The organism is uncultured Wocania sp., assembly GCF_964021735.1.
Classification (GTDB): domain Bacteria; phylum Bacteroidota; class Bacteroidia; order Flavobacteriales; family Flavobacteriaceae; genus Wocania_A.
This window is the reverse complement of the sequence record NZ_CAXIBN010000012.1, coordinates 1-19045: the sequence shown is the minus strand read 5'-3', so window position 1 is coordinate 19045 and position 19045 is coordinate 1. Positions and strand designations below refer to the sequence as shown.

Here is a 19045-nt window from a genome sequence, read left to right as displayed (position 1 = left end):
CAATTAAAATTATAGAGCATGATTTTAGAAATGAAAGTACCATCACCAGGGGAATCTATTACAGAAGTAGAAATAGCAACATGGTTAGTTGAAGATGGAGATTATGTAGAAAAAGACCAAGCTATTGCTGAGGTAGATAGTGATAAAGCAACTCTGGAGTTGCCAGCTGAAGCTAGCGGAACAATTACACTTAAAGCAGAAGAAGGTGATGCCGTTGCCGTTGGAGCTGTAGTGTGCTTGATAGATACTAGTGCAGAAAAACCTGAAGGTGGAGCTGTAGAAAAGGAAGAAAAGAAAGAAGAAAATAAGCCAGTATCTAACACCCCTCCTTCGGAGGGGACGGGGGAGGCTACCTATGCTACAGGAACGGCAAGTCCCGCAGCTAAAAAGATTTTAGCTGAAAAAGGTATAGACGCTTCATCAATTTCTGGAACAGGAAAAGATGGTAGAGTAACTAAAGATGATGCTGTAAATGCAGTACCAAGTATGGGAACACCTACAGGTGGAAGCAGAGGGACTTCAAGAAGTAAAATGTCTATGCTGCGCAGAAAAGTAGCAGAGCGTTTAGTTGAGGCTAAAAACACAACAGCAATGTTAACTACTTTTAATGAAGTAGATATGTCACCAATTTTTGCATTACGTTCAGAATATAAAGAAGCGTTTAAAACAAAGCACGGTGTTGGTTTAGGGTTTATGAGTTTCTTTACTTTAGCTGTAGTTAGAGCATTAAAAATGTATCCTGCAGTGAATTCAATGATTGATGGCAAAGAAATGATTTCTTACGATTTTTGTGATATTAGTATTGCAGTATCTGGACCTAAAGGACTTATGGTTCCTGTAATGCGTAATGTAGAGAACTTAAGTTTTAGAGGTGTTGAATCTGAAGTAAAACGATTAGCAATTCGTGCACGCGACGGGCAAATTACTGTTGATGAAATGACAGGAGGAACATTTACTATCTCTAATGGAGGTGTTTTTGGAAGCATGCTATCTACACCAATAATTAACCCGCCGCAAAGTGGTATTTTAGGGATGCATAATATTGTGGAGCGCCCTGTTGCTATTAATGGTAAAGTTGAAATTCGTCCAATAATGTATGTGGCGTTATCATACGATCATAGAATTATAGATGGCAAAGAATCTGTTGGGTTTTTAGTAGCTGTAAAAGAAGCATTAGAAAATCCAATCGAATTATTAATGGATAACGATGTTAAAAAAGCATTAGAATTGTAATAACAAATTTTAATAATAAAAAAAAGAGCTACCTATATGGTAGCTCTTTTTTTTCAATTAATAACTTTTCTAAAGACTAACTAAAACTAAAAAAAAGCAACAAGTATATTAATTGAAATAATGATTAGAACTAAAATAATTAATCCTACTGCAAAGTATTTGTCAAGACTGTTGTTTTTTTCCATTGTTGTATATATAAAAGCAGGTTTGAGGTTTTATTAATTCTTAATAGAAGACTCTGCATTTAAAAACACAGAGCCCTCATAAAATTCTCCCTAATAAGAATTAATTAATAGCACTGTAAAAGTATAGTATAGGGTTGATAAAAAAAATACGTACTTCTACGTATTTTTACATAAAGATTGTTTTATAAACAAAGAAAGCTCTAAATCATTACAATTTAGAGCCTTCAATAATTCTCCCTAAGAACTAATTAATAGCACTGTAAAGGTATGTTATAGAGTTGATAAAAAAAATACGTACTTCTACGTATTTTTATAAAAACCCTTTGTTTAAATTTGCCCAAATTGAAAGTGAAGTAGGTTTATTGTCTAATCCTAATTTTGAAACAATATTACTTCTGTGTTTATCTACAGTTCTTACAGATATTGTAAGTTCTTCAGCAATATCGTTACTTGTTTTGTTTTCAGAAATAAGCTTAACTATTCTAAGTTCAGATTTACTTAGTAACTCTAAACCTTTAGGCTTTTGTTCTAAATTATTATGGTTTAAATAAGATGCAATTTCTTCACTAAAATAAGATTTGTTATTAACAACATGGGCAATGCAGGTTTCAATTTCTTCAACAGCAAATTCTTTTAAAATATAGCCGTAAACACCAAATTCAATAGCCTTATCATAAATCGCTTCTTCTTTATCAAAGGTTATTAATATTACTTTAGTAGTGAGGTTATTTTTTTTACAAGCTTCAGCAATTTCTAATCCCGTTTTATGAGGCATCCTAATATCTAAAATAGCAATTTCTGGTTTTAATTTTACTATAAGATTATAGGCGGTATTACCATCTTGGGCACTGCCAACAATATTAAAACCTTTTGAGGTTAAAAAATCGGATAAGCCTCTTAACATAAGCGGATGGTCGTCCGCAATTACAATGCTATTATTCATTAATTATTAGGGATTATTTTGCTATGTAATTACAGTATAAATGTAAGAATTATAATTGTGTATTGTTATATTTTTAGGTATAAATATTTCTTTTTGTAATCAATTATTGCTTTTGCCTTTTTTAAAATATCTGCACCAATAATACCATCAACAGGTTTTGAGTTATGATTAACGAGTGCATTGTTTATATGAGAAAGGTTAAATAAAACTAAAACAATTTTATTATGTTTCCATTTACCTATTTTTACCTTATTCTTTTTAGCCATTTTAGTATCCATATCTGTGGCACCAGCACCAGCAGCTTTAACTAAAGAGTCTTCGGCTAGTAGATTAAAATTTTCAACAGCTTCAAAATCTAAACAAGAACTAGAAGCCCCTGTGTCCAAAATAAAAAGCCCTTTTATACCATTTATAGTTGCTTTAACCTCAAAATGATTTGTTTTAGTTAGTTTCAATTTTACTTTTGTATAGCCTTTGTCTAGTAGAAATTGTTGATGAGTTTGCATCTAATTTAGTTTTAAACAAAGATAGTTCTATAAAACAATTATTTTTACAAAATAGTAAAACATTCATTTTAAAACCCTAAAATTTGATAATTACAGATACGCACACCCATTTATACAGTGAGGCTTTTGATGAAGATAGAGCCGAAATGATTACTCGTGCTATAAAACAAGGGGTTACTCGTTTTTTTATACCAGCCATAGATTCTTCGTATACAGAATCTATGTTTCAACTAGAAAAAGATTATCCAGATTACGTGTTTTTAATGACGGGATTGCATCCTACACATGTAAAAGATAATTATAAAGATGAGTTAGACCATGTTGAAGAGTTGCTTACAAGAAGATTGTTTTATGCCATAGGTGAGATTGGAATTGATTTATATTGGGATACATCTACTTTAGAAATTCAAAAAAAAGCTTTTAAACACCAAATTCAACTTGCAAAACAATATAAATTACCAATTGTTATTCATTGTCGCGATGCTTTTAATGAAATATTTGAAGTACTTGAAGAGGAGAAGAGTGATAATTTATTCGGAATTTTTCATTGTTTTACAGGAACATTAGAACAAGCACATCAAGCGATATCTTATAACATGAAATTAGGTATTGGTGGAGTAGCTACTTTTAAAAATGGGAAGATTGATCAGTTTTTAAAGCAAATCGATTTAAAACATATTGTGTTGGAAACCGATTCGCCCTATTTAGCACCAGTGCCATTTAGAGGCAAACGAAATGAAAGTAGTTATATAATTAATGTATTAGAAAAATTATCTTATATATATAATAGAAGTGAAGAAGACATAGCAAAAATTACAACTGAAAATTCAAAAGCCCTTTTTAAAATTTAGAAATATGCAAAATACTAAACCCAACATATTACTTATATACACTGGTGGCACTATAGGTATGGTGAAAGATTTTAAAACAGGTGCGCTTCGAGCTTTCGACTTTAAAAATCTTTTAAAACGTATTCCAGAATTAAATCTGTTAGATTGTAATATAGATACTGTCTCGTTTAAAGAACCTATAGATTCTAGTAATATGAACCCTAAATATTGGATTCAAATTGCAGAATTAATTGAAAAAAATTATAGTAACAATGATGGATTTGTAGTGTTGCACGGAAGCGACACCATGAGTTATACCGCATCTGCATTAAGTTTTATGTTAGAAAATTTAGCAAAGCCGGTGGTGTTTACGGGGTCTCAACTTCCCATTGGGGATTTACGGACAGATGCCAAAGAAAATTTAATAACAGCTGTTCAAGTAGCATCATTACGATATCGAAAAAAACCAGCTATTAAAGAAGTCTGTTTGTATTTTGAATATAAATTGTATCGTGCCAATAGAACCACAAAAATTAATGCAGAACATTTTGAAGCTTTTGCTTCTTTAAATTATCCAGATTTAGCAGAATCTGGAGTGCATTTAAAAGTAAATAAGGAGTATTTATTTAAACCTAATTTGAAAAAAAAGTTAGTAGTTCATAAAGATTTAGATAAAAACATAGCGCTTATAAAGTTATTTCCAGGAATTTCAGAAACTGTATTACAAAGTGTTTTTAACACGCCTAATTTAAAAGGTGTTATTTTAGAAACCTACGGAGCTGGTAATTGTACAACAGAAACTTGGTTTATAAATTTGCTTAAAACAGCTGTTAAAAAAGGGATACATATTATTAATGTAACACAATGTTCTGGCGGAAGTGTCATAATGGGGCATTACGAAACTAGTAATCAGTTAAAAAAAATAGGTGTTATATCAGGAAAAGACATCACAACTGAAGCGGCAATACCTAAATTGATGTATTTATTAGGTAAAAATATTTCAGGTAAAACCTTTAAAATCAGCTACGAAACAGACTTGAGAGGAGAAATATCTTAAAATTAACTGTTAAAATTTTAACAGCTTATTTTTTTTTTGTTATTTGAGCCACCGTAATTAAAGGTATTGTAAAATACAGAGAGGTGGCCGAGTGGCTTAAGGCGCACGCTTGGAAAGCGTGTATGCGTTAATAGCGTATCGAGGGTTCGAATCCCTTCCTCTCTGCTGTTATTTTTTGTTTTTAATTACTTTATTTTTTATATCTTTAACACTTTAACTAATAAAATTAAGATCGAGAACATGAAAAGATTATTTTCTATCCTAGCCATTACAGGAATGATGGCTTTCGGAACTGTTAATGCAACTACAAATGCAAACGCAACTACAGCAACAGCAACTACTGTAGCAAGTATGACACAAGAGCAAGATGCAGCACCTGCTGAAGAACTTGGATTTCATCAAGAACTAAAAAAGAGGTTCGTTGAAGGAGGTCCAGGATTTATGGGTATTGTATTATTATGTTTAATTTTAGGTTTAGCAATTGCTATCGAGAGAATTATCTTTTTAAACCTTTCTACAACAAACACAAAAAAATTAACTCAAAATGTTGAGGATGCATTAGCGTCTGGTGGAGTTGAAGCAGCAAAAGAAGTTTGTAGAAACACAAAAGGACCTATCGCCTCTATATTCTATCAAGGATTAGATAGAACAGACGAAGGTATTGAAGCTGCTGAAAAAGCTGTTGTAGCTTACGGTGGTGTTCAAATGGGACAGTTAGAGAAAAACGTTTCTTGGATTTCTTTATTTATTGCACTAGCACCAATGCTTGGTTTCATGGGTACGGTAATTGGTATGATTCAAGCCTTCGATAAAATTGAAGCTGCTGGAGATATGAACCCTTCATTAGTAGCTGGTGGTATTAAAGTAGCACTTTTAACAACGGTATTTGGTTTAGTTGTGGCAATTATACTTCAAATTTTTTACAATTACATTATTGCGAAAATTGATAGCATTGTTAACGATATGGAAGACGCTTCTATTACGTTAATGGATATGCTAATAAGACAAAAGAAGTAATAATTTAAAATTGTAAGTATTATGAAAAAAGTATTAACCATATTGTTAGGTATAGTAGGAGTCCTTTCTATTGTATTTCTAGCAATGATAATATCAACAGGCGATGAAGCTATTAAGCTAGGTGAATCTAGTGGTACAGTAAATACGTTTATGTACATAGGTTACTTAGTTTTGATTTTAACTTTAGCATTTGTTGTTATATTTAGTTTAAAAAATATTTTTAGTGATTCTGAAACCATGAAGAGCACCTTAAAAGGTCTTGGAATATTTGCATTGTTAGCAGCTATTTGCTATTTCGGTTTTGCTAAAGGGGTAGAAACACCATTAAAAGATGGCGATATGTTATCTGCTGGAGGCTCAAAATTATTAGGGGCAGGATTGTATTTGTTCTATTTCCTATTAGCTATTGCAGGAGCATCAATGTTGTTTTTCGGAATTAAAAAAATGATAAAGTAATATGGCAAAACGAGCAGCACCAGAAGTTAATGCAGGCTCAATGGCCGACATTGCTTTCTTACTATTAATCTTTTTCTTGGTTACTACTACCATTCCAAAAGATTCTGGTATTAACCGTAAACTACCACCTATTGATGATAGTGAAGTAGAACCGCCAATTATAAAGCAGAAAAATATTTTTACTGTTTTATTGAATAAAAACGATCAGTTATTGGTTGAAGATGAACCCATGCAAATTAAAGATTTACGACAAGCAGCTGTTGAATTTTTAGATAACGGAGGAGGAACTGATAATAATGGTAATACATGTGATTATTGTCAAGGGAAGAAAGATCCAAATTCATCTGATCACCCAGATAAAGCTATTATATCTTTAAAGAACGATCGTGAGACATCTTATGCAGCTTATATAGCCGTTCAAAACGAATTGGTTGCAGCTTATAATATATTAAGAAATAGAAGAGCTCTTGAGTTAGGTCCTCAAAAAGGATTTAATGATATGGATTTTATTAAAATGCAAAACAACCAAAAGGATGTTAGATGGACTGGTAATAAAGAAAAGTTAAAAGAGGTTATCGATCAAATTAAGTTAGAAATACCTCAAAAACTTTCAGAAGTTGTAGAATAATTTAGAATTAAAGAAGATTAAAGATTATGTCTAAATTTAAAAAGAAAAAAGATGGAGGATTACCTCCTGTTAACACAGCATCATTACCAGATATTGTATTCATGTTATTATTCTTTTTTATGGTTGCTACCGTAATGAGAGAAGATACACTCTTTATACAAAACCAATTACCACTGGCAGATCAAGTTGAAAAGCTTGATAAAAAATATCCAGTTAGTTATATTTACATGGGTAAGCCAAGTGAAAACTATAAAAAATTTGGTACTGTTGCAAGAATTCAGCTTAATGATAAATTTGCTGATGTTTCTGAAGTTGGAAGGTTTATTGATGCTGAAAGGTTAGCTTTAAGAGAAGAGTTAATACCGTTTTTAACAGTCTCCTTAAAAGTTGATAAAGAAGCTAACATGGGAATTGTTGGAGATGTAAAACAAGAACTACGTAAAGTAAATGCATTAAAAATTAACTATACTACTGGTATTGGAGATGCGTTAAGCAACATAAAATAAAACAATCTTAATTTTATACTATAAAAGCGTTTTGTTAATTCAAAGCGCTTTTATTTTTTATCGTGAGTACAATTTTAATTATACTTGTATAGTTACTATAAAACAGGCATTTGATAAATGAAAAATTTCTTTTTTATTTTACTTTTTATATTAGGCTCTTATTTGATGTTTTCTCAAGAGACTCAAAGTAAAGTTGGAGATTCTCTATATAAAGAAGATCAATTTTATGTAGGTATTACCTATAATTTATTAGGAAATATACCAAGTAACCTATCGCAAAGTGGATTTTCAACAGGCTTTCATTTAGGGTTTATTAAAGACATGCCAATTAACAAAAAGCGGAATTTAGCCATTGGTATAGGTGTTGGATATTCTGCAAATTCTTTTAATCAAAATCTACTCGTTAATAAAGATAGTTTTGGAAATTTTGAATATAGTATTTTAAGTGATAGCGATACGTATTCTAAAAACAAGTTTTCGATGCATTTGATTGAGTTGCCCATTGAATTTAGATGGCGAACATCTACTGCAACCGATTACGATTTTTGGCGTATTTATACGGGTTTTAAGCTCGGATATGTATTTACAAATACAACTAAATATGCTGGAGATTTGGGGGCTTTAAAATATAATAATATTAACGAATTTAATAATTTTCAATATGGATTAACTTTAAGTGTTGGTTATAACACTTGGAATCTTCATTTGTATTATGCTTTAAGCTCTATATTTTCTAATGATGCCAAACTAAATGGTGATAAAATAGAGGTGAATGCTATTAAAGTTGGTTTGATGTTTTATATCTTATAAATGTATTTTTCATTACTCTACAGTAAAGGAAGTATTTAGAGCCAATAGTTAACTAAAATTAACTGCGGAAACATACCTACAAAAAAACCAATAATTAATTCTTTATAAGTGTGAGCATTTAAGTGTAATCTTGAAGTTGCAACTGCTCCAGTAATGATTGACATTAAAGCTAATGTACCATTTATATTTATGTTAAAATGAATACTTAAAGCTATAAAAAACATAAACACCCCAGATACAGCAATCATATGTATACTTGATTTGAATTTAAAAATTGCTAAAATTAAACAAGCTAATGTTGAAATTAATATACCTACAAAAAAGAAGTATAGCTCAATAACTTGGCTTGGAGTAATTATACGCTGTAATACTAAAATAATAACCACACAATTGAGTAAGAGCGGAAAAATGCGCTCTCTTGTACTTTCTAAATAGATAGATTTTACTTTACCTAAAGTTTTTAATAAAAAGAATAATAATATGGGTAAAATAACGGTTAAGATGAAGAGTGAAATTAATTTAGCTTGAATAATTTCATTAGGAATAAATCTAGGCGATTTTGCAAAGTAAAATACAACACCAAACAAAGGCATTAATAGAGGATGGAAAATAAACGAGATACTTTTTAAAATACGATCTATCATATTTTTTTGCGTAATCGTGCTACAGGAATATCTAATTGTTCTCTATATTTTGCAACGGTTCGTCGTGCAATAGGGTAACCTTTTTCTTTTAAAATTGAAGCTAAAGCTTCGTCTGTTAATGGTTTACGTTTGTCTTCTTCTTCAATAACAGTTTCTAAAATTTTTTTTATTTCTCTTGTTGAGACATCTTCACCTTGATCGTTTTTCATCGATTCAGAAAAGAACTCTTTTATCAATTTAGTACCATAAGGGGTATCTACATATTTACTATTAGCCACTCGTGATACTGTTGAAACATCCATTGATATTTCATCTGCAATATCTTTTAAAATCATTGGTTTTAAGTTACGCTCATCACCAGTTAAAAAATATTCACTTTGATAATGCATTATAGCACTCATCGTTACAAATAATGTTTGTTGGCGTTGTTTAATAGCCTCAATAAACCATTTTGCAGCATCTAGTTTTTGCTTAATAAAAATAACGGCATCTTTTTGCGAACTCGATTTTTCTTTACTGTCTTTATAGCCTTTTAGCATATTATTATACTCTCTAGATACATGAAGTTCAGGAGCATTTCTGCCATTAAGCGTCAACTCTAATTCACCATCAACAATTTTAATAGCAAAATCTGGAACTACATGCTCAACAATTCTATTGTTTCCAGCATACGAACCACCTGGTTTAGGATTTAAATGTTCAATTTCTGAAATTGCATCTTTTAATTGAGCTTCTGTAATATCGAATTTTTGAATTAACTTTTGATAATGTTTTTTAGTGAACTGATCAAAAGCATTATCAATAATATTTAACGCTAATTCTATGTCCGGCGTTTTTTCTTTTCTATGTAGCTGAATACTTAAACACTCTTGTAAGTTTCGTGCTCCAACACCAGCAGGATCCAATTGATGCACAATACGTAAAACAGAAGCTACTTTTTCTTCATCGGTGTACACGTTTTGTGTAAATGCTAAATCGTCTGTAATGTCTGATAAGGAACGACGTATATAACCACTTTCGTCAACACTTCCTACTAAAAACTCTGCAATGTCACGTTCTTCGTCAGATAGTCTATACGTGTTTAATTGATTAATTAAATGCTGTGTGAATGATGTTCCTGCAGCATACGGCATTGTTTTTTCTTCATCATCACTGCTATAATTATTTACTTGTGTGCGATAATCGGGAATTTCATCATCACTTAAATACTCATCAACATTTATATCTTCGGTATTTATAGTTTCATTATCATTAAAATCGTCCGTAGAATTATCTAAATCAGAATCGTAATCACTGTCATGTTCTTCTTTACCACCTTCAAGCGCAGGATTTTCTTCAAGCTCTTGTTTTAAGCGTTGCTCGAAAGCTTGTGTAGGCAACTGTATCAATTTCATTAATTGAATTTGTTGCGGCGACAACTTTTGCGATAATTTGAACTGTAAATATTGTTTAAGCATATTACGATTTGGTTTAAGATAAAAGTAAAAAAAACTTTTATCTCTTAGTTACCAACTAACAATTCTTTTTAAATTGATTTATTAAAATTCTGCATTTTGTGGTGTTCTTGGAAACGGAATGACGTCTCTAATATTACTCATTCCTGTGGCGAACATAACTAATCGCTCGAAGCCTAAACCAAAACCAGAATGTACTGCTGTACCATATTTTCTTAAATCTAGGTACCACCATAATTCTTCTTCATCAATATTAAGGGCTTTCATTTTTTCTTTTAATATGTCTAAACGCTCTTCACGCTGAGCCCCACCAACAATTTCTCCAATACCTGGGAATAGAATATCCATAGCACGAACGGTTTTCCCATCTTCGTTTAAGCGCATGTAAAAGGCTTTTATGTTTGCTGGGTAATCGAACAAAATTACAGGGCATTTAAAATGCTTTTCTACTAGAAAACGCTCATGTTCACTTTGTAAATCTGCACCCCATTCGTTAATGATGTATTTGAATTTCTTTTTCTTATTTGGTTTACTGTTTCGTAAAATATCAATGGCTTCTGTGTAGCTTACACGTTTAAAGTTATTTTCGGTAACAAATTTTAATTTTTCTATTAAAGTCATGTCACTACGCTCTGCTTGTGGTTTTGTTTTTTCTTCGTCAAATAAACGTTTGTCTAAAAATTCTAAATCTTCATGATTATTTTCTAAAACATAGCTTATTACAGATTTCATGAAATCTTCGGCTAAATCCATATTACCTGCTAAATCCATAAAAGCTACCTCTGGTTCAATCATCCAGAATTCAGCTAAATGGCGTGATGTATTTGAGTTTTCAGCCCGAAATGTTGGCCCGAAAGTATAGACTTTACCTAAAGACATCGCATAAGTTTCTGCTTCTAATTGTCCCGAAACCGTTAAGTTGGTTTCTTTTCCGAAGAAATCTTCTTTATAATCAACTTCATCTTCATCATTTAATGGCGGATTTTTAGCATCTAAATTGGTAACGCGAAACATTTCACCGGCACCTTCGGCATCACTTCCTGTTATAATTGGCGCGTGCATATAGTAAAATCCGTTCTCGTTAAAATATTTATGAATGGCAAACGATAGTGCAGAGCGTAAACGCATAACGGCACTAAACGTATTGGTTCGTGTACGTAAATGGGCGTTCTCCCTTAAAAACTCAAACGAGTGTTTTTTGGGTTGAATAGGAAAAGTTTCTGGATCAGAATCTCCTAAAATGTCAATAGAAGTTACATTAATCTCAACGTTTTGACCCTTACCTTGGCTTTCCACCAATTCGCCTTTTATATGAAGTGCAGCACCAGTTGTTATACGTTTTAAAATAGCTTCGTCTGTATTTTCAAAGTCTACCACACATTGAATATTATTTAAGGTAGAACCATCATTTAAAGCTATAAAACGCTTAGCTCTAAAGGTTCTTACCCATCCTTTAACTTCAACTTCTGGCAAGGTAATATCTTGCGATAATAATTCTGAAACGGTACGTAATTGCATGTGTATTAAATTTAAAGTGCAAAGATAATTTTTTATCTTTTATTCATTAATGTTTTCGTCATCATCTCCTTCTGGAATAATATTTATTGAAGGCTTTTTTAATACTTCTTTGTTAGCAATACTGCGTTCTAAAGACAGTAATAACGATGGCAATAATAAGAGATTTGAAAGCATTGCAAAAAGTAAAGTAGCAGAAACCAATGCACCCAAAGCTACTGTGCCACCAAAACTAGAAATGGTAAACACAGAAAAACCAAAGAATAAAACGATGGATGTGTAAAACATACTTACACCAGTTTCGCGTAAAGCAGCATAAACAGATTTTTTAATTTTCCAATGATTTGCAAGTAACTCTTGTCTGTATTTTGCTAAAAAATGAATGGTATCATCTACCGATATTCCAAAAGCAATGCTAAATACTAATATGGTTGAAGGTTTTATAGGCACGCCCAAATACCCCATTAAACCTGCGGTTACTAATAATGGTAGTAAATTTGGTATGAGTGATACAATAATCATTCTTCCAGATCTAAACATATAAGCCATAAATAATGAAATAAGAAAAATGGCTAATGATAATGAAATAGCTAGGTTTTTTACTAAATATTTTGTTCCTTTTTGAAACACCAAAGCTTTACCCGTCATAGTAACATTATATTGTTCTTTAGGAAAAACTTTGTCTATTTTAGTTTGAAGATTTTCTTCAATACGTTCCATTTTATCGGTACCAATATCTTTCATAAATGTCGTAATACGGGCATATTGACCCGTGCTATCAACAAAGTTTTTAAGCAAATCGACATTTGAAGATGAGTTTTTTGCGTATGATAAAATAAAACTATTTTCTTGAGATGTTGGTAGTTGATAATGTTTTGGATTACCATTATAGTAAGCTTGTTTAGAATATTTTACAAGGCCAACAACAGAAATGGGTTTTGATAATTCGGGTGTTTCAATAATTAAATCTTCTAGCTCGCTCATGCGCTTTAAAGTAGATAGTTTCATAACACCTTTTTTGCGTTTGCTATCAACCATAATTTCTAAAGGCATAATACCATTAAATTCATTTTCAAAAAACCGAATATCGTTTACAAACTCTGAGTTTTGTGGCATATCTTCAATTAAACTACCAGAAATTTTAATTTGATAAATACCAATTATACTAGCTATTAGTAAAACGACCGATGTCGCATAAATAGCAATACGTTTTTGTTTTACCATGCGTTCCATCCAATCTACAAAACCACCAATCCAACGCTTATTTAAGTGCTCTAAATGACGGTCTTTTGGGTAGGGTAAAAAGGTGTAAATAATAGGGATTATAAGTAAGCACAAAATAAAAATGGCTAAAATGCTTAATGAGGCCACAATACCAAACTCTTTTAAAAGCTTGCTTTCTGTTAAAATAAATGTTGCAAAACCAGAGGCTGTAGTAACGTTTGTCATTAACGTAGCGTTTCCAATTTTAGTAATAACACGTTGTAATGATTTTACTTTATTGCCATGCAGTTTTACTTCGTGCTGGTATTTGTTAATTAAAAAGATGCAGTTTGGTATACCAATAACTATTATTAAAGGCGGAATTAAAGCTGTTAAAACTGTGATTTCGTAATTTAATAAACCAAGAATACCCAAAGTCCACATAACACCAATACAAACTACAATAAGTGAAATAAAAGTGGCTCTAAACGACCTAAAAAAGAAAAAGAATATTAGCGATGTTACTAATAATGCAGCACCAATAAACTTACTAATTTCGTCAACTATAAGTTGAGCATTAAGCGTTCTAATATATGGCATTCCAGAAACCCTAACATCTAAATTGTTGGCTGTTTCAAAGGCTTCAATAGTTGGGTTTAAAACATCAATAATAAAGTCTTTTCTTGCCGATGTATTAACAATATCTTTTTTTAAATAAATCGCTGTTCTAATCGTTTTACTTTCTTTATTAAACAGGAAATTATCATAAAACGGATACTTGTTAAAAAGTTCATCTTGAAGTATTTCTATTTGTTTTAAAGATGAAACAGAGTCTTTTATAAAAGGTTCAAGAATGAATTTTTCATTAGCATTATCTTTAACAAGTTTTTGTAAATCTTTAATAGAAACTACTGTTTCTACACCTTCAAATTGCTTAAAATCTTCTGAAAGTTTATTCCAAGCATTTAATTTTTCAACTGTAAAAAAGGAAGCATCTTTAATGCCAAGAATAATTAAATTCCCTTCTTCTCCAAAGATTTTTAAAAAATCATTATAAATAACATTAACTTCGTGGTTGTCTGGTAATAAATTAGCTTCGGTATGCGAAAAACGCATGTTTTTCCATTGAAAACTAAAAAGTATAGTAGTAGCAATTATAACAACAAGAATAGCAATTTTATTGCGTAAAATAAGTCTTGCAGTTATATCCCAAAAATTTGCTGTAAATAGTTTAAACATACTATGTTTTAAAGATGCGCAAAGGTAGAAAAAACCAATCTATATCTAACTTTAATTGACTTATAATGTTACGTTAAAGGTAAATTTAAGAGCAACATTATCTTCAATTTCGGGTAAATGATAGGCGCCATATCTGTAAGTAAAGCTTAAGCCAAAGCCAAAGAGTAATTTATTAAGTTCGAAACCAGATTCTGTATAACCTTCTTTTAATGAATTAAAACTTACATTTTGATGCCTTTCTGGATTTTTTATATTGCCAATAGCATAGCGTGTTATTAATACCAATTGAGGCTGATAACGCTCAGAAATTTTAAATGGTGCTATATAATGTTTAAGTTGAAACGTGGTAAATTTATCTGAAAAAAATTCGTTAAAAAACATCGTTTCAAAACTATTTAAACCTGCTACTGAGAAGCGTTGCATAATGGTTTCTTTGCTAATATTATTTGGATAAGCATGATATAAATGCGTTAAGGGTGCATTTTCTGAAGTAATTCCAGAAACTAAAGTAATTTCTGAAAGTGCTTCGTTTTTATGCTGTATTTTATGAATGGTTCTAAAGTCTAGTTTTGAAAAATTGATATTGCTATTAAATAAATTTTTAAAACTATTTGTAAACTGAAGTGTGAATTTTGGATGGCTCTCTTTAGTTTCAACTAATTTATTTTCGACATATTCAAAATGGCTAAAAGGACTCCATTGTAATGCTAAAGTTATGGTGCTTAAATGAAATTCGCTAAGTGTATTGGTATTAAATACGTATTGATAGTTGTAAGTTGGGTTTATATTACTTACTGCAAATTGTGTTTCGGTTAATAGTTTTGGTACTAATTGATGTTGTAAAGAAATTGATTTTGTAACGTGTTTATGAAACAAATCGATATTTAATAAGCGGGGTTCGAAAAACTGAAAAAAACGTTTGTCAGTTAAAAATTTAGTACTCCCTGTTTCTTGTAAATCATTAGTGTATGATGCATTTATCCATGTATTCGTTTTTTCAGACAGCCTTAAACCAGCACCAATACTATATTTAAAACGGTGATCTTTAAAACCGTAAACGGTATAACCGTTGATTCTAAACGTCTCTGAAAACGCTTCATTAGTTACTCCGCCAATACCAGTTCTGATAGCCTCGTATTGATTGTATTTTATTAAATAGCGTAAATCGAAATTAAAATATTTGGTTGGTAAAAAACCATTACCAAGTTGCTTAATAAAAGCACTTTTTTTTATTGAATCTTGCTTAGGCTCAATATCATTATCAGAAAAAGATTGCGAGTACGCGAACATTGTAAAAATAAAAAACAGGAAGGTTGTACAATGTTTTAGCATGTGCGCGATAAAAGCTTATGGTTATAAAAAAAAGCGACGTTTTTGTCGCTTCTTAAATTATACGGTCATGATTTCTTTTTCTTTATTATCAAAGACGTCATCAATCCTTTTAACATAACTATCAGTCATTTGTTGTATGTCAATTTCAGCGTTCTTTTTTAGGTCTTCTGAAATATCATCATGCTTTTTAACGTCGTTCATAGCGTCTTTTCGAGCAGTTCTAACACTGATTTTTGCGTCTTCAGCTTCAGATTTTGCTTGTTTTGCTAAATCACGGCGACGTTCTTCAGTTAATGGTGGCACATTAATAATAATGGTTTCTCCGTTATTCATTGGATTAAAACCAAGATTAGCATAAGCGATACCACGCTCAATCTCTTGTAACATACTCTTTTCCCATGGCTGAACCGTTATGGTTCTTCCGTCTGGTGTGTTTACGTTTGCTACTTGACTTAATGGCGTTTGTGAGCCGTAATAATCTACCATAACGCTACCAAGCATTGCAGGACTTGCTTTTCCTGCTCTAATGTTTATCAATTGTTTTTCTAAATGTTTCATGGCATTATCCATGGATTCTTTAGCTGTGTCTAATATAAATTGTACGTCTTCATTCATATTTTTTAATTTTATATCAATAATTTCAAAAATTGCGCCAAAATTAAATATTGACTTCTGTACCAATCTTTTCGCCAGAAACAACTTTCATTAAATTACCTCTTGTATTCATATCGAAAACAATTATTGGGAGTTTGTTTTCCTGACTTAGCGTAAACGCTGTGGTGTCCATAACTTTCAATCCTTTTCTTAAAACATCCTCAAAAGTAATGTGGTCAAATTTTATTGCCGAGGTATCTTTTTCTGGGTCGGTATTGTAAATACCGTCAACACGCGTACCTTTTAAAATAACATCAGCTTCAACTTCAATAGCTCTTAAAACAGCAGCCGAATCTGTTGTGAAATAAGGATTTCCTGTACCACCACCAAAAATAACAACGCGTCCTTTGTTGAGGTGACTCATAGCTTTACGTCTTATAAAAGGTTCTGCAACTTCGTTTATTTTTATAGCGGTTTGCAAACGCGTTTTTACACCAGCATCTTCTAAAGCATTTTGCAGTGCTAAACCATTTATTACGGTTGCTAGCATGCCCATGTGATCACCTTGAACTCTGTCCATACCATTCATAGCTCCAGCTACGCCTCTGAAAATATTGCCGCCACCAATTACAATGGCAACTTCAATACCTTTTTCTGTAACGGCTTTAATATCTTGAGCATATTCTGCTAAACGTTCTGGGTCTATACCATATTGGCGATCGCCCATTAAGGCTTCACCTGATAGTTTGAGGAGTATTCTTTTGTATTTCATTAGATAAATTCTATTACTTTATTATGTTCTAATGTAATTCGCCCTTTAACATTTAGGTTAATATAATTTTTTAGGCGCATTTCATTTTAAAATTTGAAGTTTAGCAAAGCTACATAAATTTTTTATTTTTTGAATTTATATAAAACTTGAATTTTTGAATAAAAAAAACCACTATTCTTTTAAAGAGTAGTGGTTTGAATTGTATTTATTTTTGCTTTCGCAAGAGTTTGTTATCCTACTGTAGCACGTTTGAAACCTGAGATTTCAACTTCACCGTATGTAGAAACATAATCTGCAACAGTTTTCTTTTCATCTTTGATAAATTTTTGATCTAACAAACATTGTTCTTGATCTAATGTTGTGTTATCAGAAATGAAACGTTCCATTTTACCAGGTAAAATTCTGTCCCAGATTTGTTCAGGTTTCCCTTCAGCTTTTAATTCAGCTTTAGCAGCTTCTTCAGCTTCAGCGATAACTTCTGGAGTTAATTGCGCCATAGAAATATAGCTAGGTACGTTTTTAAGCGTTTTACCTAAGCGACCTAATTCAATATTGTCTTTTTCAATAACAGCAATTCTAGCTTCAGTTTCTGATGCTACAAAAGCAGGGTCAAAATCTTTGTAAGATAATGAAGTTGCTCCCATTGAAGCGACTTGCATTGCTACGTCTTTTACTAAAACATCAGCATTATCAACTTTAGCAGTTAATCCTACTAATGCAGCAATTTTGTTAATGTGAACGTAAGAACCAACAAAAGGTGCTTCTAATTTCTCAAAAGCAGTAATGTCTAATTTTTCACCAATAACACCTGTTTGTTCAACTAATTTTTCAGCAACTGTCATACCTCCAAAATCAGCAGCTAAAAAATCTTCTTTAGTATCAGATTTTAAAGCAATATCAGCTAAATCATTAGCTAGAGCTAAAAAGTTTTCGTTTTTACCAACAAAATCTGTTTCACATCCTAAAACAATGGCAACACCTTCAGTTTGGCTTGCGTTAATTTTAGCGACAGCAGCTCCTTCAGATGAGTCTCTATCTGCTCTCTTTTCAGCTACTTTTTGTCCTTTTTTACGAAGAACTGCGATAGCTTTATCAAAATCACCTTCGGCTTCAACTAAGGCTTTTTTGCAGTCCATCATACCTGCACCTGTAGCTTGTCTTAATTTATTTACTTCAGCGGCTGTTATTTTTACTGTAGTACTCATAGTTATTATAATTTAAAAAAGTCGTTCAATATATTTTCAACGAAGAAAAAAACTAAACGACTTATTTGTGTTGTATTAATGTTTTATTCTTCTTCTTCAGCAACAGCTTTTTTAGCTGGTGCAGCTTTAGCTTTAGGCGCATCTTTCTCAACTACTGCTTCAGTTTTCGCTTTAGTTTTAGAAGATTCTTCTTTAGGAGCTGCAGTTGCATCTTTTTCAGCTTTACGTTCTGCTAATCCTCCAGATATTGCAGATGCTACATGCGTTAATATTTTATCTATCGATTTAGAAGCGTCATCATTTGCAGGTATTACATAATCAACTTGACGTGGGTCAGAGTTGGTATCAACCATTGCAAAAATAGGAATGTTTAATTTTTGAGCTTCTTTAATCGCGATATGCTCACGCTTAATATCTACAACAAATAAAGCACCTGGTAAACGAGTCATGTCACTTATAGAACCTAAGTTTTTTTCTAACTTGGCTCTTAAACGATCTACTTGTAAACGTTCTTTTTTAGATAAGGTCATGAATGTACCGTCTTTCTTCATTCTATCAATAGAGGCCATTTTTTTAACCGCTTTTCTAATAGTAACAAAGTTAGTTAACATGCCTCCTGGCCATCTTTCAGTGATGTAAGGCATATTAATGTCTCCAGCTTTTTCAGCAACAATATCTTTTGCTTGTTTTTTTGTTGCAACGAATAAAATTTTACGTCCTGAAGCTGCAATTTTTGCAAGTGCTGCTCCAGCTTCGTCAATTTTAGCCGCTGTTTTGTATAGGTTTATAATATGGATGCCGTTACGCTCCATATATACGTAAGGTGCCATGTTTGGATCCCACTTACGTGTAAGGTGTCCGAAGTGTACACCTGCTTCAAGTAATTCTTTTACTTCTACTGCCATTTTGTAATAGT

The 19045-nt window shown here is 31.8% G+C and carries 19 protein-coding genes and 1 tRNA gene; 9 read left to right on the top strand and 11 right to left on the bottom strand.

Going from position 1 to position 19045, the window contains the following annotated elements; genetic code table 11:
- The first annotated feature begins 18 nt into the window (after positions 1-18).
- Complete coding sequence (odhB, locus tag AADI82_RS02255) at positions 19-1233, top strand: 2-oxoglutarate dehydrogenase complex dihydrolipoyllysine-residue succinyltransferase (protein ID WP_341214843.1); 1215 nt, start codon at positions 19-21, stop codon at positions 1231-1233.
- Positions 1234-1728: 495 nt separating this feature from the next.
- Here odhB and AADI82_RS02250 read toward each other — a convergent pair whose 3' ends face one another.
- Together AADI82_RS02250 and AADI82_RS02245 are read right to left on the bottom strand one after the other, a co-directional pair.
- A complete protein-coding gene (locus tag AADI82_RS02250) occupies positions 1729-2361 on the bottom strand; it encodes a response regulator transcription factor (RefSeq protein WP_341214842.1) in 633 nt (210 codons plus the stop codon).
- Between the two features lie 65 nt (positions 2362-2426).
- Positions 2427-2867 (bottom strand): retropepsin-like aspartic protease, encoded by a 441-nt coding sequence (locus tag AADI82_RS02245; RefSeq protein WP_341214841.1) that lies wholly within the window; start codon positions 2865-2867, stop codon positions 2427-2429.
- 83 nt (positions 2868-2950) lie between these two features.
- Between AADI82_RS02245 and AADI82_RS02240 the strand changes: the two genes are divergently transcribed.
- From AADI82_RS02240 to AADI82_RS02205, 8 genes are all read left to right on the top strand, one after another.
- Complete coding sequence (locus tag AADI82_RS02240) at positions 2951-3718, top strand: TatD family hydrolase (RefSeq protein ID WP_341214840.1); 768 nt, start codon at positions 2951-2953, stop codon at positions 3716-3718.
- Positions 3719-3722: 4 nt separating this feature from the next.
- Positions 3723-4754, top strand: coding sequence for an asparaginase (locus AADI82_RS02235; RefSeq protein WP_341214839.1), 1032 nt, complete (start codon positions 3723-3725; stop codon positions 4752-4754).
- A 77-nt stretch (positions 4755-4831) separates the two neighbouring features.
- Positions 4832-4919: transfer RNA gene (locus AADI82_RS02230), tRNA-Ser, on the top strand.
- 75 nt (positions 4920-4994) lie between these two features.
- Positions 4995-5771: a MotA/TolQ/ExbB proton channel family protein gene (locus AADI82_RS02225; RefSeq protein ID WP_034042815.1), complete on the top strand. Its 777-nt coding sequence runs from the start codon at positions 4995-4997 to the stop codon at positions 5769-5771.
- A gap of 21 nt (positions 5772-5792) precedes the next feature.
- Entirely contained in the window at positions 5793-6227 is a 435-nt protein-coding gene (locus tag AADI82_RS02220) for a hypothetical protein (RefSeq protein WP_034042818.1), read from the top strand.
- A gap of 1 nt (position 6228) precedes the next feature.
- On the top strand, positions 6229-6855 hold the full coding sequence (locus AADI82_RS02215) for a biopolymer transporter ExbD (protein ID WP_341214838.1): 627 nt from the start codon (positions 6229-6231) through the stop codon (positions 6853-6855).
- Between the two features lie 26 nt (positions 6856-6881).
- Entirely contained in the window at positions 6882-7361 is a 480-nt protein-coding gene (locus AADI82_RS02210) for a biopolymer transporter ExbD (RefSeq protein ID WP_341214837.1), read from the top strand.
- A gap of 117 nt (positions 7362-7478) precedes the next feature.
- The gene (locus AADI82_RS02205; RefSeq protein WP_341214836.1) at positions 7479-8171 is read left to right on the top strand and encodes a porin family protein; all 693 of its coding nucleotides are present in this window, start codon (positions 7479-7481) and stop codon (positions 8169-8171) included.
- A 35-nt stretch (positions 8172-8206) separates the two neighbouring features.
- Here the strand turns inward: AADI82_RS02205 and AADI82_RS02200 are convergent, their stop codons facing one another.
- From AADI82_RS02200 to rpsB, 9 genes are all read right to left on the bottom strand, one after another.
- Positions 8207-8815 carry a hypothetical protein gene (locus tag AADI82_RS02200; RefSeq protein ID WP_341214835.1) on the bottom strand — a complete coding sequence of 203 codons (609 nt, stop codon included), beginning with the start codon at positions 8813-8815 and terminating at the stop codon, positions 8207-8209.
- On the bottom strand, positions 8812-10272 hold the full coding sequence (gene rpoN / locus AADI82_RS02195; protein WP_341214834.1) for an RNA polymerase factor sigma-54: 1461 nt from the start codon (positions 10270-10272) through the stop codon (positions 8812-8814). Before rpoN ends, AADI82_RS02200 begins: the two co-directional genes overlap by 4 nt.
- Positions 10273-10353: 81 nt before the next feature.
- The gene (asnS, locus tag AADI82_RS02190; protein WP_341214833.1) at positions 10354-11787 is read right to left on the bottom strand and encodes an asparagine--tRNA ligase; all 1434 of its coding nucleotides are present in this window, start codon (positions 11785-11787) and stop codon (positions 10354-10356) included.
- A gap of 39 nt (positions 11788-11826) precedes the next feature.
- The gene (locus AADI82_RS02185) at positions 11827-14226 is read right to left on the bottom strand and encodes an efflux RND transporter permease subunit (protein WP_341214832.1); all 2400 of its coding nucleotides are present in this window, start codon (positions 14224-14226) and stop codon (positions 11827-11829) included.
- Positions 14227-14286: 60 nt separating this feature from the next.
- Positions 14287-15516, bottom strand: coding sequence for a hypothetical protein (locus AADI82_RS02180; protein ID WP_341214831.1), 1230 nt, complete (start codon positions 15514-15516; stop codon positions 14287-14289).
- 99 nt (positions 15517-15615) lie between these two features.
- Entirely contained in the window at positions 15616-16173 is a 558-nt protein-coding gene (frr, locus tag AADI82_RS02175; protein ID WP_034045944.1) for a ribosome recycling factor, read from the bottom strand.
- A gap of 43 nt (positions 16174-16216) precedes the next feature.
- The gene (gene pyrH, locus AADI82_RS02170; protein WP_034045946.1) at positions 16217-16924 is read right to left on the bottom strand and encodes a UMP kinase; all 708 of its coding nucleotides are present in this window, start codon (positions 16922-16924) and stop codon (positions 16217-16219) included.
- 230 nt (positions 16925-17154) lie between these two features.
- Positions 17155-18129 carry a translation elongation factor Ts gene (gene tsf / locus AADI82_RS02165; RefSeq protein ID WP_341214830.1) on the bottom strand — a complete coding sequence of 325 codons (975 nt, stop codon included), beginning with the start codon at positions 18127-18129 and terminating at the stop codon, positions 17155-17157.
- A gap of 83 nt (positions 18130-18212) precedes the next feature.
- Positions 18213-19034 carry a 30S ribosomal protein S2 gene (gene rpsB / locus AADI82_RS02160; protein ID WP_341214851.1) on the bottom strand — a complete coding sequence of 274 codons (822 nt, stop codon included), beginning with the start codon at positions 19032-19034 and terminating at the stop codon, positions 18213-18215.
- Between the last annotated feature and the right edge of the window lie 11 nt (positions 19035-19045).